The organism is Vibrio gelatinilyticus, from assembly GCF_022836845.1.
GTDB lineage: Bacteria > Pseudomonadota > Gammaproteobacteria > Enterobacterales > Vibrionaceae > Vibrio > Vibrio gelatinilyticus.
The window spans coordinates 94,868-110,146 of the sequence record NZ_JAJNNZ010000001.1 but is presented as its reverse complement, the minus strand read 5'-3'; the positions used below and the strand labels follow the sequence as shown (position 1 = coordinate 110,146).

At 45.1% G+C, this 15,279-nt stretch carries 9 protein-coding genes; all 9 read left to right on the top strand.

What is annotated here, in order from left to right; genetic code table 11:
- The first annotated feature begins 134 nt into the window (after positions 1-134).
- The 9 genes from LNL84_RS00490 (at position 135) to LNL84_RS00450 (ending at position 14,932) form a co-directional block, all read left to right on the top strand.
- Positions 135-3,032, top strand: coding sequence for a pyridoxal phosphate-dependent class III aminotransferase (locus tag LNL84_RS00490; protein WP_244354179.1), 2,898 nt, complete (start codon positions 135-137; stop codon positions 3,030-3,032).
- Positions 3,033-3,051: 19 nt separating this feature from the next.
- Positions 3,052-4,296: a carboxynorspermidine synthase gene (locus LNL84_RS00485; protein ID WP_244354177.1), complete on the top strand. Its 1,245-nt coding sequence runs from the start codon at positions 3,052-3,054 to the stop codon at positions 4,294-4,296.
- An 83-nt stretch (positions 4,297-4,379) separates the two neighbouring features.
- A complete protein-coding gene (gene nspC / locus LNL84_RS00480; protein ID WP_244354174.1) occupies positions 4,380-5,513 on the top strand; it encodes a carboxynorspermidine decarboxylase in 1,134 nt (377 codons plus the stop codon).
- 816 nt (positions 5,514-6,329) lie between these two features.
- A complete protein-coding gene (locus LNL84_RS00475; protein WP_244354172.1) occupies positions 6,330-7,991 on the top strand; it encodes an ABC transporter substrate-binding protein in 1,662 nt (553 codons plus the stop codon).
- A 99-nt stretch (positions 7,992-8,090) separates the two neighbouring features.
- Entirely contained in the window at positions 8,091-9,083 is a 993-nt protein-coding gene (locus LNL84_RS00470) for an ABC transporter permease (RefSeq protein ID WP_244354170.1), read from the top strand.
- Between the two features lie 9 nt (positions 9,084-9,092).
- Positions 9,093-10,052: an ABC transporter permease gene (locus tag LNL84_RS00465; protein WP_244354168.1), complete on the top strand. Its 960-nt coding sequence runs from the start codon at positions 9,093-9,095 to the stop codon at positions 10,050-10,052.
- Positions 10,049-11,056, top strand: a complete 1,008-nt coding sequence (locus LNL84_RS00460; protein WP_244354165.1) for an ABC transporter ATP-binding protein — start codon at positions 10,049-10,051, stop codon at positions 11,054-11,056. Before LNL84_RS00465 ends, LNL84_RS00460 begins: the two co-directional genes overlap by 4 nt.
- A 3-nt stretch (positions 11,057-11,059) precedes the next feature.
- Positions 11,060-12,076, top strand: a complete 1,017-nt coding sequence (locus LNL84_RS00455; RefSeq protein WP_244354161.1) for an ABC transporter ATP-binding protein — start codon at positions 11,060-11,062, stop codon at positions 12,074-12,076.
- 93 nt (positions 12,077-12,169) lie between these two features.
- The gene (locus tag LNL84_RS00450; protein WP_244354158.1) at positions 12,170-14,932 is read left to right on the top strand and encodes a glycoside hydrolase family 3 protein; all 2,763 of its coding nucleotides are present in this window, start codon (positions 12,170-12,172) and stop codon (positions 14,930-14,932) included.
- The last annotated feature ends 347 nt before the right edge of the window (positions 14,933-15,279 follow it).

Genomic DNA, 15,279 nt, shown 5'->3' with positions numbered 1-15,279 from the left:
CTTGATTTAAATAAACAAAATTATTTTCTGAATGAAGAGATTCATTTAGATCTTTGTCACGTCTTAATGTAGACGGGACGCGTTTTGCTATACGCGTAGCGAGTATTCTCGCACGTCAAATCTAGGTTAAAAAAATGAGTACATCATTCAAATTCGGCGTACCAGAATTTAGTTCTTCAGTATCGGGCCAAGTTCCCCACGTTGAAAGCATATACGACTTAACTCCGGACCAAGTGCTACTTGACCAAGCAGAGCACGAATCTGAAGTTCGTTCATATCCTCGTCGTTTGCCCATCGCGATTAAACGAGCCTATGGCGCTTTGGTTGAGGATACGCGCGGTCAGGTCTTTTTAGATTGCCTTGCTGGGGCAGGTACGCTTGCAATGGGTTATAACCATCCGGAAATAAACCAGGCACTTAAAGATCAACTTGATTCTGGATTACCGTATCAAACGCTTGATATTACAACTCAAGTAAAAGATCGTTTTATTAAGCGTGTAAAAGCTTTCCTTCCGGAGTCTTTTGCGGCGGATTCTGTGATTCAGTTCTGCGGCCCATCGGGTACCGATGCCGTAGAAGCGGCCATCAAGTTGGCAAAACAAACCACTGGCAGAAACACCATGTTTGCTTTTCGTGGTGCTTACCACGGGATGACCAACGGCACTATGGGCATGATGGGTAATCTTGGTACTAAAGCGCGTCGCACGGGGTTGATGTCCGACGTTCACTTTATGCCTTTCCCTTACAACCTGCGCTGCCCGTTCGGTTTGGGCGGAGATGCCGGTGCTAAGCAAAGTATTCGTTACATTGAGCGTCTACTCAATGATGATGAAGCCGGCATTATGAAGCCTGCCGCTATCATCGTTGAACCAGTGCAAGGTGAGGGTGGGGTGATTCCTGCTCCAGCTTTTTGGCTACAGGAACTGCGCCGTATCTGTGATGAGCATGAAATATTGTTGATCCTCGATGAGATTCAGTGTGGTGTAGGTAAAACTGGTTACCGTTTTGCTTTTGAAGAAGCAGGCATCAACCCTGATATTCTTTGTTTGTCTAAAGCGATAGGTGGTGGCCTGCCAATGTCTATTCTTGTGTTTAACAAGCAAGTAGATACCTGGAATGCCGGCGAGCACACAGGGACATTTCGTGGCAACCAACTTGCGATGGTATCTGGCGAAAAAGCGTTAGAGATCATCGAGCGTGATAATCTTGTCGAACATGCAAGCGTCGCCGGTGAGTACCTGCGCCTTGGCCTAAATAAAATCAAAGAGCGAGTTAACTGCATCGCAGAAGTGCGTGGCAAAGGCTTGATGCTGGGGGTTGAAATCGTCAAACCAACGGGCGAACACAATAAATTTGGTGAACCTGTTGCAGACGGTGATCTGACCTTAGCGATCCAGCGTGCGGCATTAGAGCGCGGCCTGATGGTCGAAAAGGGCGGACGTGATGGCTCAGTTATTCGATTCTTGCCACCGCTTATCATCAGTTTTGAGCAGATTGACTTTGCACTTCGAACCATTGAAGAAGCGATAGTCGTAGCTGGCGGTGGACAGAAATCTGAGCACAGCGCGAAAGTTGAGACATGGAAAAAACACTTTATTCATGCTGGTGAACAAGGTGCGACAGAATTCGCACGGGTAATGAATCATACCACTCAAGCAATGAAAGAGCTGTTTGAGAAAGTAGATAAGCCTTATTCAGGTCTTGAACCTAGTGTACTTGAGTCAGCTATCAATGCGGTCAGCTTAGACAGCAGTAACGAAAGCCTACAACATATTGTCGATGAAACTGCGGAGTTGGTGGCTGAAAACTCGATTTTTACCCAACATCCAGATTGCATCGCTCATCTGCACACTCCGCCGTTGATGCCTGCCATTGCAGCAGAAGCTATGATTGCAGCACTTAACCAATCTATGGACTCTTGGGATCAAGCTTCAGCAGCCACTTATGTGGAACAGAAAGTGTTGAACTGGCTGTGTGAGCGCTATGAGCTTGGTAACAATGCCGACGGGATTTTCACCAGTGGTGGAACGCAAAGTAACCTTATGGGGTTGTTATTGGCACGTGATCGCATCGCCGATCAAAAAGATGGTCATTCTATTCAAAAACTAGGTTTGCCTAGTTATGCAGACAGACTTCGCATTGTGTGCTCGGATAAATCGCACTTCACTGTTCAAAAGTCAGCATCTTTGCTCGGACTCGGTGAGAAAGCGGTGCATTGCGTGGCAACCAACGAAAATGGCACGATCAAAATCGAAGCACTAAAGGCTGATATTGAGTCGCTAAAAGCAGAGGGATTGATTCCTTTTGCCTTAGTGGGTACTGCAGGAACGACTGATCACGGTGCGATTGATGATCTTAATGCTATGGCGGCTATCGCTCAACAGTACGCGCTGTGGTTTCATGTCGACAGTGCTTATGGTGGAGCTTTGATTCTCAGTGGTCACAAATCTAAGCTAAAAGGAATCGAACAAGCTGATTCTGTCAGTGTCGACTTCCATAAGTTGTTCTATCAAACGATTAGTTGCGGCTCGCTACTTCTAAAAGAAAAAGTGAACTTTAAATATCTGGTCCATCATGCTGATTATTTAAATCGTGAACACGATGAGTTGCCAAATTTAGTCGATAAATCGATAACTACGACTAAACGTTTTGATGCCCTAAAAGTCTTTATGACGATGCAAAGTGTCGGTCCGCAAGCTTTGGGTGAAATGTACGATCACCTTATGGCACAAACACAGGAAGTGGCTAAGCTTGTATCCAAGCATTCCCATTTTGAATTGCTGGCTGAACCATCGCTGTCGACTGTTCTATTTCGAGCGGTGAACCAAGGTGAAACCGATATAGATGAATTAAATAAAGCGATTCGTATAGAAGCGTTGACTCGTGGAGTCGCGGTTCTTGGGGAAACGGTCGTAAAAGGCCACTCAGCATTGAAGTTTACGATTTTAAATCCTTGCTTGACGCTCGAAGACTTCGAGCAACTACTTAATAAGATTAATCAATTAGCACTTGAGCTAGCTAACTCTCACTAAGAGATAAAGGAAACAAACTATGGCAATTTTACAGATTGGTGCCGGTGGTGTTGGTTGGGTCGTCGCGCATAAAGCGGCGCAGAACAACGAAGTATTAGGTGACATCACCATCGCGTCACGTACTGTGGCAAAATGCGAAAAGATCATTGAATCAATTAAGAAGAAAAACAATCTAAAAAATCCTAGCAAAAAGCTGGAAGCTCGCGCTGTTGATGCAGACGATGTTGATGCTCTTGTTGCTCTGATTAATGAAGTGAAACCTGATCTCGTGATCAATGCAGGTCCCCCATGGGTAAACATCACCATCATGGAAGCATGTCTGCAAGCAAAAGTGTCTTATTTAGACACGTCTGTTGCTGTAGACCTATGCTCTGAAGGCCAGCAAGTGCCACAAGCCTATGATTGGCAGTGGGGCTTTCGTGACAAGTTCAAAGAAGCGGGTATCACTGGCATTCTCGGTGCTGGTTTTGATCCAGGTGTGGTGAGTGTTTTTGCTGCGTATGCGGTTAAGCACCTGTTCGATGAGATTGATACCATCGATGTTATGGACGTGAATGCTGGCGATCACGGCAAGAAGTTTGCGACTAACTTTGACCCAGAAACCAACATGCTAGAGATCCAAGGTGACTCTTTTTATTGGGAAGAAGGCGAGTGGAAGCAAGTAGAATGTCATACCCGTATGCTTGAGTTTGACTTCCCGCTTGTAGGTAAACATAAAGTTTACTCAATGGCTCACGATGAAGTGCGCTCTATGCAAGAGTTTATTCCTGCCAAACGTATCGAGTTCTGGATGGGCTTTGGTGATAAGTATCTAAACTACTTTAACTGTATGCGTGATATTGGCCTGCTTAGCCCTGATCCGCTAACGCTGCATGATGGCACGGTAGTACAGCCGTTGCATGTACTAAAGGCGCTTCTACCTGATCCGACTTCTTTAGCTCCGGGCTATACTGGAAAAACCTGTATCGGTACCTGGGTACAAGGTAAAAAAGACGGTAAAGAGCGTTCAGTCTTTATTTACAACAACGCCGATCATGAAGTGGCATACGAAGACGTGGAGCACCAAGCAATATCCTATACAACGGGTGTACCTGCAATCACTGCTGCACTTCAGTATTTCAGTGGACAGTGGGCAGAGGCTGGCGTGTTTAATATGGAACAACTAGACCCTGATCCGTTCTTAAAAACAATGCCTGAAATCGGTTTAGACTGGCATGTTCAAGAGTTGGAAGTCGGTGCTCCTGATATTAAGATCCTGAAGTAATCGCGAATTCAGCTATCCTATTTAGATATTGTAAGCCGATGCTTAATGCATCGGCTTTGTTCGATTTTAAGAGTGATGAACAGATGCAAAAATGCGAACTTAAAACGCCTTATTTCATGATTAATGAAGACAAGCTGATCGAGAACCTTGAGAAGGCGAAACATCTTAAAGAGATCTCAGGAGTGAAGCTTGTCCTCGCACTCAAATGTTTCTCTACCTGGGGCGTGTTTGACATCATCAAACCCTATTTGGATGGATCTACCAGTAGTGGTCCTTTTGAAGTTAAATTGGGTTACGAAACTTTCGGCGGTGAGACACATGCTTACAGTGTGGGGTACACCGAAGACGATGTTCGAGAAGTTTCTGACATTTGTGACAAAATGATCTTTAACTCGCAATCACAACTTGCGGCTTATCGTCACATTGTTGACGGTAAAGCATCGATGGGTCTGCGTCTCAATCCAGGTGTGAGTTATGCAGGGCAAGATCTCGCTAACCCAGCTCGCAAATACTCTCGCCTTGGGGTGCAGGCTGATCATATCGAATCAAGTGTCTTTGATTCAATTGATGGTGTGATGTTCCATATGAACTGCGAAAACAAAGATGTGGACGCGTTCATTAGCTTGTTAGATTCTATTTCTAAGCAGTTTGGTGAACATTTAGACAAACTCGATTGGGTGAGTATGGGCGGTGGCGTGTTCTTTACCTGGCCAGGCTACGACATCGATAAACTTGGTGCCGCTCTAAAAGCCTTTTCTGAGAAACATGGAGTTCAGATGTATCTCGAACCAGGTGAAGCCATTATTACTAAAACTACCGATCTTGTGGTGACGGTCGTGGATATTGTCGAAAATGAGAAGAAAACGGCGATAGTGAACTCTGCAACCGAAGCGCATCGTTTAGATACACTTATCTACGACGAGCCAGCCAGTATTTTGGAAGCAAGCGAGCAAGGTGAGCACGAATACGTCATCGGTTCGTGTTCGTGCCTCGCTGGTGATCAATTTTGTGTGGCCCATTTTGAACAGCCTTTAAGAGTAGGACAACAGCTGCATATTCTAGACAGCGCAGGTTATACCATGGTAAAGCTCAACTGGTTTAATGGACTCAAAATGCCTTCAATCTATTGTGAGCGCTCAAGTGGGGACATTCAAAAGCTTAACGAGTTTGGTTATGAAGACTTTAAACGTTCTTTATCACAATGGAAAGTTAGCTAACTTTAGACACTTATCTATCTGATTAATTGCAATATAAAGAATGTGACCGTTCGGTAATAATTGTTCTCTTTCAGCAAGCCCTTTATGACACGTCGTAAAGGGCTTGTTTACTTTGTGAATCATCGTCCAAAACAACCCGTGTCTGTTTACGACAGACACGGTCGGCGCTGAAGTCCCTTTTCTACTAGGCTTTGAATCTAAGAGCGCATTAACGCTTGTTCCGGTTAGCGACTCATCACCTAACTTAATGCACATTAGTGCAAAACCTATTTAGACGACGCGCTCGTACCCATCAACGTTTATTAAGAAAAAGTGTACTAAAATTTGCGCTATTTATCGTCACTAAATCAATACCCATTAGAACGAACTGTAAAAGTTGTTAATAATTATAAATAACGGGTTGCTACTTATATTAACAAACTATCCTCAGAGTTAAACATTAGGCTTATTTTATATAATCCGATCAATTTAAGCTTATTTTTAGTTCTTGAAAAAGAAGTTTTTATTCTGATTGATAGCGCTATTTTTTAAAGGGTAAGGGTTATCGAGTTGTATTTATTTCATGGGGTTATTCTTATTAAATATAATTAAAACAGTAGGTTGCTGTGTATTTGTTTGTTTTTTATTTGTTTATAATAGAAAAGTTTCATGTTGGGTGCTGGTAGTTTAATTTAACTCTTCTTTTTGAAATAAAAACCGAACACCAAGGCTTAAATGTGACATTACGAGCAATAAAGTTTAATTCCAACTTATATGATGCTGGCAACTTATGTTTTTCGAACATCACTTGCGATACTCAATTGAGAAGGACTTACAATGAAAAAAAATCTATTTGCGCTTTCCGCCCTTGCTCTAGCAGCTGCGTTGCCTGTTCAGGCTTCAGATGAGACATCTTCGGTACCGAATCTAAGAATCTTAAATGACAGCACGACGGGATGGGTACGTAATTACAACCCATGGGTCGGTGGACGTACCGATTTCGCTTACGAGTCTTTGGTCATTTTTAGTCAATTAGACTCATCAAAAGTGCATCCTTGGCTGGCAACTGGCTATGAGCTTAGTGACGACATGAAAGTCATCACTGTTGATCTTCGTGAGGGTGTGAAATGGTCAGACGGTGAAGCCTTTACAGCGGATGATGTCGTATTCTCGTACACTTACCCGACACAACACCCTGAGATTGATGGGGCCGGCATGGGAAGCCGTATCGCTAAAATCGAAAAAGTAAACGATCTGCAAGTGAAAATCTATTTACACGAAGCCAATGCCTTTGCAGCTGAAGACATCATTGGCGGTGGCGTGAAAATGATACCAAAACACATCTGGTCCCAAATCGATAAGCCTGCTGCGTTTGTCAATGAGAACCCTGTTGGTACCGGTCCTTTTACCGAAATCCAACGTTTTACACCTCAAGTTTATGTTCAATGTCGTAACCCACACTACTGGAATCCAGATCTGGCGATTGAATGCTTAGAGTTCCCTCAATACTCATCTAATGACGCCGCGCTAGAAATGTTGGCGAAAGGCGAAATCGACTGGGCAGGTATCTTCATTCCTGATATTGAACGAACGTTTGTTAGCAAGCACCCGAACAACAAGTACTGGTTCCCATCGAATGATGGCGTTCGTATCGCCATGAACTACAACACTAAGAATGAAGCAGCACAAGAAGCGTTTAGCAATATCAACTTCCGTCGAGCAATGAACCTTTCGATGGACCGTGACGCGATGATTATGATTGGAGCTTATGGCTACGTAGAAGGTGGTAACCCGGCAACTAACCTGCCGAAGACCCACTGGTCATGGCGCGATGAAGCGGCAGACAATACGTGGAACGAATTCTATCGTTACGACATTAAAGCGGCTAAAGAAGAGCTGGCTAACGGCGGTTTTAAAGACACTAATGGCGACGGTTATGTAGAAACACCAACAGGTCAACCATTGACGTTCCGTATTCAGGTTCCTAGTGGTTGGAGTGATTGGGTTAATAACGTTGGTATTGCCGTTGAAGGTCTACGCATGGCAGGGATCAACGCTAATATCATTACACCGGAAGTAAACTCATACGCTCAAAACTGGGCTGAGAACAACTTCGAAGCAACGATGGCTGCAGGCACAATCCAAAGTTCTCCTTGGCGCTTCTATGATCAAACGATGCACTCTCGCTATGCGAACACGGGTATTTGGTGGTCGACGAGCATGCACAACTACACCAGCGATGACTTAGATAACCTAATTGAAAGTTTAGCAAAAACGCGTGATCTCAATAAGCAAAAAGAGATTGGTGCGCAAATCGAGCGCATTTATGCAGAGCAAGCGGTGCAAGTTCCTCTGTACTACAACGGTGTTTGGTATGTCTATAACGATGCGCGCTTTGAAGGTTGGGCATCAGCAGAAAACCCATTCGTACTTCCCGCACCTTTTGAAGGTATGGATCGCCTAGTTCACCTAATGAACCTAAAACCAAAGCAAAACTAATTGTTGAATAGCAACAGTGCTCGCCCAGTTTGGGTGAGCACCCTTTATGATTATCTATTTTGATTATTTGGTGAGTACTTTCGTCGTTGGAGTATAACAATGAAGTATATTTTGAGCCGTTTTGGCTTCTATGTCTTAGCTTTTCTTGGTGCCGTCACCATTAACTTTTTCTTACCCCGAATGATGCCGGGAGATCCTATTCAGTCCTTTCTTGGTCGCCTAGCGCAATCTGGCGGTCAAATTACACCCGAGATGGTCGCAGCACTCGAAATGCTTTATGGCTACTCCACTTCAGTTCCTCTTTATGAACAGTTTTTGTCTTATTTAACCAGCATTCTCTCTGGTGATTGGGGAACGTCAACTCGCTTTTATCAGCCAGTATTTGATGTTCTTGGTCGCGGAATGATTTGGACGTCATTGCTTGTTGGTTCCTATATTCTGATTTCATACACAGTGACGACATTACTCGGTATTTTTGTCGCCTGGAAACGAGGTACTTGGCTTGACAGTGTCATCACGGTTTCATCGGTGGTGATTTCTTCGATTCCTGCTGTTGTTATGGCGCTATTGATCTACTTTGTTTTTGCCTCAGATTTGGGGTGGTTTCCGACAGGTTATGCCTATGACCCAGCACTCGATCCTGAATTGAGCTGGACTTACATTTCAAGCGTTTTATATCACTTAGCTTTGCCGCTGTTTAGCATGGTGTTATTAGGCATGGGTGGCGTGATGGGTATGCGTTCAAACATGATTAACCAGTTGGGTGAAGACTTCATTGTGATGGGGTGGGCTAAAGGGGTCAAAGACCGCAAGGTCATGCTGCAATACGGCGCTCGTAACGCGATTTTACCGATGATCACCTCATTTGCTATGTCTATCGGTGCGATTTTCGCGGGTTCTTTGATCATCGAAATCATCTTCAACTACCCAGGTCTGGGGCAGGTGATGTTCCAGGCAATGCTGTCCCGCGATTATCCGCTAATTCAAGGCTATCTATTGGTCATGACGTTTATGGTATTGAGCGCCAACTTTATTGCCGATTTATTGATGTTTATCTTAGACCCACGTCTACGCACTGAGCTCGAGGCCTAGGAGAGAGTAATGAAAAAATATCTAACTATTTGTAAGCAATTTTTGCTCGATAATCCGAAAGCTGCGGTGGGTATCTTTCTAGTTTCAGCCGTTGTCGTTTTATGTTTTGCGGCGCCGTTGTTTAGTTCTTTTGAACCCACAGCTCGTATCGCTAGACCACATCAAGCGCCATCAATGGAGCACTTAATGGGGACAACACGTATGGGACGTGATGTCTGGGCTCAGGTACTTTATGGAGGACAAACATCCTTAATGGTTGGCTTTGTTGCTGGTACCTTTGTGATGTTAATGGCGATGGTTGTCGGTATTTCTTCTGGCTACTTTGGTGGCCGAGTCGATAACACGCTTTCTTTCTTTACCAACCTAGTGATGGTTATCCCAACCCTTCCTTTGATGCTTGTTCTGGCGGCTTTTCTTGGTCAGGTCTCACCTTTTGTCATTGCGGTGATTATTGGTGCAACATCTTGGCCTTGGGGTGCAAGGGTTATTCGTTCACAAACGTTGGCAATTCGTAATAAAGACTTTGTTCATGCGGCACAAGTGATGGGTGAAAGCCGCCCGAGAATGCTTTTTGCCGAAGTGATGCCTAACATGATGTCCATTTTAGCCAGCAGCTTCATCGGCACCGTAATTTACGCAATTATGACTCAAGCGACGTTAGAGTTTATTGGCCTTGGAGACCCTTTGAGCGTGACGTGGGGCAGCATGCTTTACAACGCAGATCAAACTTCGGCGATTCGCATCGGAGCCTGGTGGGAGATTGTGGCACCGAGTGTGGCACTTGCTTCTGTTGCAATAGGTTTGGCGCTAATCAACTTCTCTATCGATGAGATTTCTAACCCGAAATTGAAAGCGCAACGAATCATGGCGCGCTATCGCCGCGAAGAGCGTAAAGCTGAAAAACGACAGAAAAAAGAAAAGCAAAATGCTGAAAAAGAGCAAGCTATCACTACAGGAGCCACGTCATGAAAAAACTAGTCGATGTAAAAGGCTTGTGTGTTGATTACATAACGTTTGACGGACGTGTCAGAGCGGTCAATGACGTGAGCTTTCACATTGGTCAGGGAGAAATACTTGGCCTAGCGGGTGAATCGGGTTGTGGTAAATCTACGGTGGCATTCTCACTAATGCGTCTTCACCGACCACCTGCATTGATCTCAGAAGGTGAAATTTTATTTGATGGTAAAGACGTTCTAGAAATGGATGACGAAGAGCTGTGTGACTATCGCTGGAAAGGCGCGTCCATGGTATTTCAAAGTGCGATGAATTGTCTTAACCCAGTAAAAACCATTGAATATCAATTCAGGGATATTTTTGAAGCCCACAATATGGTGAAAAGTAAGCAAGAAGCGATAGAGAAAGCAAAAAGCTTGTTGCGTATTGTTGATATCCCTGAAGAGCGATTGTTCGATTACCCTCACCAGTTTTCCGGTGGTATGCGACAACGCGTTGTTATTGCAATGGCGCTTGCGCTAAATCCTAAGCTGCTAATTATGGATGAGCCGACAACGGCATTAGATGTGGTTGTGCAGCGTGAAATTTTGCAAAAAGTCTATGAACTGAAAGAGCAATTTGGCTTCTCGATTTTGTTTATTACTCATGACTTGAGCTTAATGGTCGAGTTCTGTGACCGCATTGGCATCATGTATTCAGGGCAGTTGGTTGAGCTTGCTCCATCAAAGCAGATCCTTGATATTCCTCATCACCCTTACGCCCAAGGCTTGGGTGGCTCATTCCCAACATTGATTGGTGAATTGCAAGAGATGAAGGGGATCCCAGGGACGCCGTTGGATCTCAGTAACGTACCAGATGGTTGCCGTTTTGCACCGCGCTGTACAGCCGTTCAAGATAAGTGCCGCAAAGTTGAGCCGAAATTATTTCAACTCAACGATAAGCGTTGGGCTGCGTGTCACTTTCCCGTCAATCTAACTCATGCAGAACAGGCTATCGACGCCGTTGTTTTGGAGGATTAATCAATGCAAACTGCTCAAACAACAAATTCGATTGATCACTCAGTGGTACTTGAAGCTCAGAATTTAACCATCGATTTTCGCAAAAAAAGCAAATCACTGTTCGGTCCAAAAGAGTACCTGCGTGCGGTGAACGGGCTCAATTTTAAACTGAAAGAAGGCCATTGTGTTGCGATAGTTGGTGAATCGGGATGCGGAAAGAGTACCAGCGCTAAAATCGCGACCAAGATCCATAAGGCCACAGAAGGTGGTATCTATTTCCGTGGCACAAACATCGATGAGTTTGAATCTGGGAAAGAGCTAGATGCTTATCGTCGCGAAGTGCAGATGGTATTCCAAGACCCTTTCAGCTCTTTAAATCCGCTGCACACCATTCGTTATCATCTACAGCGTCCGCTGCGCATCTACCACGGCATCAAACCAGGTAAAGAGATGGAATATCGGATGATCAAGATCTTGACCGAAGTGGGTTTAACGCCAGCCAGAGACGTTCTAGATAAGTTCCCGCATCAGCTTTCAGGCGGACAAAGACAGCGTGTTTTCCTGGCAAAAACGCTCGCCATTGGTGCGAAAGTGATTTTAGCGGACGAACCGACATCCATGCTCGATGTTTCAATTCGCATTGGCGTATTGAATCTAATGAACAAGATGAAAAAAGAGATGGGTAAAGCCTTTATGTACATTACCCATGACATTGCCACAGCACGCTATTTTGCAGAAGAGACGATCGTTCTCTACTGTGGGCATATGGTGGAGTGGGGAGACACAGAAGCGATCACTCAAAATCCGCAGCACCCTTACACTCGCTTGCTTCTGGCCGCGGTCCCTGATCCAAGCCGAAGTATTCACGACAAACTGCCGACCCATCGTTCGCTAGAAACGCCAATGTGGTCACCGGAAAGAAAGGGCTGCCCATATGCTTCACGCTGCCCTCAAGCTAAGGCTGTCTGCAGCGAATATTTGCCCGAACCTGTGCAAATCGCCGCTAACCACTTTACGCGCTGCCACTTATTTGTGGACTAATCAAACTTCACACTTGATGTGATTTTCTAGCCCTAAGCTGTCGCCTCGGCTGAGGGCTAACATGTGAATTACAATTTTTATGGATCGTTGTACATGAAAAATAATCAAACAAAAACAAATGTAGAGCTGGCTAAAGTCAGTCGTCAAATCGCCACAGAAGGCCTAGTGTTGTTAGAAAATAAACAGCAAACACTGCCTCTACAAGCCAATGAAACCTTGTCGTTATTTGGTCGCTGTCAGATAGACACCTACCGCAGCGGCACTGGCTCTGGGGGCGCGGTGAACGTCCCCTACGCAATCAATGCTCTAGAGGGATTGCGCGCCAATGACAAAATCACTTTGAATGAAGACCTTGTTGCCGTTTACCAGCAGTGGGTTGAACAAAATCCATTCGATAATGGTGGTGGCGGCTGGGCAGCAGAACCCTGGTTTCAAAAAGAGATGCCGCTAACACCTGAACTGGTGAAAAGCGCTGCGCAAAACTCCAATAAAGCGATGGTATTTATTGGCCGCACAGCCGGTGAAGAGCAAGATAACGCGCAGGAGAAAGGCAGCTACTTCTTAACCGATCTCGAAGTTGCGATGATCGAAACGGTGAATGCCCATTTCGACAAAGTCATTATTGTGCTTAATGTGTCGAATGTGATCGACATGTCTTGGTTAGAAACGATTTCAAATAAGCAATCCATTACCGCGGTACTTTACAGCTGGGCAGCTGGAATGGAAGGTGGTCATGCCTTAGCGGATATCGTGTCTGGTGATGTCACGCCGAGTGGCCGATTAACCGATACCATCGCACATAAAATCGAAGACTATCCATCGTCTGCAAACTTTGGCCGGACCGACTTCAATGTCTATCAAGAAGACATCTACTTAGGCTATCGCTATTTTGAAACGTTTTGCCCAAACACGGTGAAATACGAATTTGGTTCGGGTCTGTCTTATACGCAGTTTAGCCGTGCTCTAGCGAATTATCAGGTTGAAGGACAGGGCGCAGAACAGGTCTTGCATTTTGATATCGAAGTCACCAACACGGGTGATCAATATAGTGGTAAAAATGTTGTTCAGCTGTATGTGGAAGCGCCGCAAGGTGAATTGGGTAAGCCTGCCAGAGTATTGGCTGGCTTTAACAAATCACGGACCTTGGCACCAAACGAAAGTGAAGTTGTACGTGTTTCTGTTCCTCTTAACCGACTTGCATCCTATGATGATGGGGGTGTGACAGGAAATCGAAGTGCTTACGTTGTAGAAGCTGGTGATTATCATTTCTATGTTGGTGGTAGCGTACGCCTTGCCGAGCGAGTTGACGCAAGATTCTCTGTCGCAGAGACCTTGTGTCTTGAACAACTCGCAGAAGCTATGGCACCGATTAAGGCGTTCACGCGCATCAAGCCAGGCGCGCTCAACGATGATCAAACTTATCAAATAGAATACGAACCAGTACCAACCCGTGTTATTGACCTTGCGCAGCGTATTAAAGCGAACTTGCCAGAAGAGTTGGTGATGACTGGGGATAAGGGCATCAAACTTATTGATGTTAAAGAGGGTAAGGCATCGATTGAAGAGTTCATCGCACAATTAAGTGTGGATGACTTGGCTTGTATCGCTCGCGGAGAAGGCATGTGCAGTCCAAAAGTGACCGCTGGCACGGCAGCCGCTTTTGGCGGTGTGACCGATGATTTGCTGAAATACGGTATTCCAATTGCCGCCGCCGCAGATGGCCCTTCAGGTATTCGTATGGACAGTGGTCATCACGCGACGCAAGTTCCTATCGGAACGCTATTGGGGTGTAGTTGGAACAGTAAACTCAATGAAGAGCTCTATTACTTGGTCGGACAAGAACTTCGCCTGAATAAGATTGATACTCTGCTAGGCCCGGGCATCAATATTCATCGTCATCCACTTAATGGCCGTAACTTTGAATACTTTTCAGAAGATGCATTGCTCACTGGCATTATGGCTGCGGCTCAAACCCGAGGTTTGAAGCGTGCAGGCGTTACGGGAACGATCAAACATTTTGCTGCCAATGATCAAGAAACCGCGCGCAAAGATGTCGATAGTGTGGTGTCGGAAAGGGCATTGCGTGAAATTCACTTGAAGCCATTTGAAATGGCAGTCAAAGAGGGCGGCGCAACGACAATAATGACATCCTATAACCCTGTTAATGGTCATTGGGCGGCATCCAACTACGATCTCAATACAACCATCTTGCGCAATGAATGGGGTTACTCAGGCATTGTGATGAGCGACTGGTGGGCACAAATGAACGATCCTGTGTTCGCTGGAAAAGAGTCAGCGACGTTTACATCATTCATGTTGCGCTCTCAAAACGATCTTTACATGGTGGTTGAGAATGATGGCTCACACTGTAATGCTTCATCAGACGACACTCTTGAAGGGCTAGAGAAAGGAGCCGTCACGATTGGTGAACTTCAACGTGGCGCCGCAAATATTTGCCGCTTCTTGATGGACACGCCAGCCATTGATAGACCTATCGTACTTTTCAACACGATCAAAGAGTACCAGCCTGTTGGGGAGCGTTCTGACGATGTTAAAGCGGATTTGAATGCAATCACATTTGCGGGTGATAAAAAACGCTTTATCGAAGTCGAAGAGGTGGGTGTTTATCTTTGTGAAGCACAGATGCGCTATGACAGAGATGCTACGGCTCAGTCATCGTGCAATCTGTCCATCAATGGTGAATTTGCAATGACACTTCCTATTAACGGCACTAACGGTAGAACCGTCGCAGTGAAAGGACAGAAAGTCAGTTTAAGTAAGGGGACGTATCAACTGTCTGTTGAGGCGGCAATGTCTGGGTTGGAACTGGATTTTCTAACGCTGACGAAGCAGTAAGTTAGCGACACTTTAGGATGACTTTCTCCGAAGCGAGACACTTATGTGTCTCGCTTTGTTTTTTTCGACTGACAGAGTTGCATTTACGTTTACTCTTTGAGCTATTTATTCTGAGAGTCTCTATAGCGCCTTTGGTATCTGGATTGAGCACATTTCCAACCGTTCATTCTCCCCGGCCAATTTAATTAATCCCGTCCCTAAAGCACAGAGCACGCCATTGGTATAGATCGCCAAAGTTGTGAAATTAGTGTTAAAAATGCACCATCATGCAGCGCACAACTCTGATGCCTATTATTCAATATGGTGCGTTCAAAATATTATAATGATATTAATCAGTAAATTAGGGG

Bases quoted from the DNA above. Each gene is read 5' to 3' on its own strand.
- LNL84_RS00455 (WP_244354161.1), top strand. From the start codon at position 11,060: ATGCAAACTGCTCAAACAACAAATTCGATTGATCACTCAGTGGTACTT.
- LNL84_RS00485 (WP_244354177.1), top strand. From the start codon at position 3,052: ATGGCAATTTTACAGATTGGTGCCGGTGGTGTTGGTTGGGTCGTCGCG.
- LNL84_RS00470 (WP_244354170.1), top strand. From the start codon at position 8,091: ATGAAGTATATTTTGAGCCGTTTTGGCTTCTATGTCTTAGCTTTTCTT.
- LNL84_RS00460 (WP_244354165.1), top strand. From the start codon at position 10,049: ATGAAAAAACTAGTCGATGTAAAAGGCTTGTGTGTTGATTACATAACG.
- LNL84_RS00450 (WP_244354158.1), top strand. From the start codon at position 12,170: ATGAAAAATAATCAAACAAAAACAAATGTAGAGCTGGCTAAAGTCAGT.
- LNL84_RS00475 (WP_244354172.1), top strand. From the start codon at position 6,330: ATGAAAAAAAATCTATTTGCGCTTTCCGCCCTTGCTCTAGCAGCTGCG.
- LNL84_RS00465 (WP_244354168.1), top strand. From the start codon at position 9,093: ATGAAAAAATATCTAACTATTTGTAAGCAATTTTTGCTCGATAATCCG.
- LNL84_RS00490 (WP_244354179.1), top strand. From the start codon at position 135: ATGAGTACATCATTCAAATTCGGCGTACCAGAATTTAGTTCTTCAGTA.
- nspC (WP_244354174.1), top strand. From the start codon at position 4,380: ATGCAAAAATGCGAACTTAAAACGCCTTATTTCATGATTAATGAAGAC.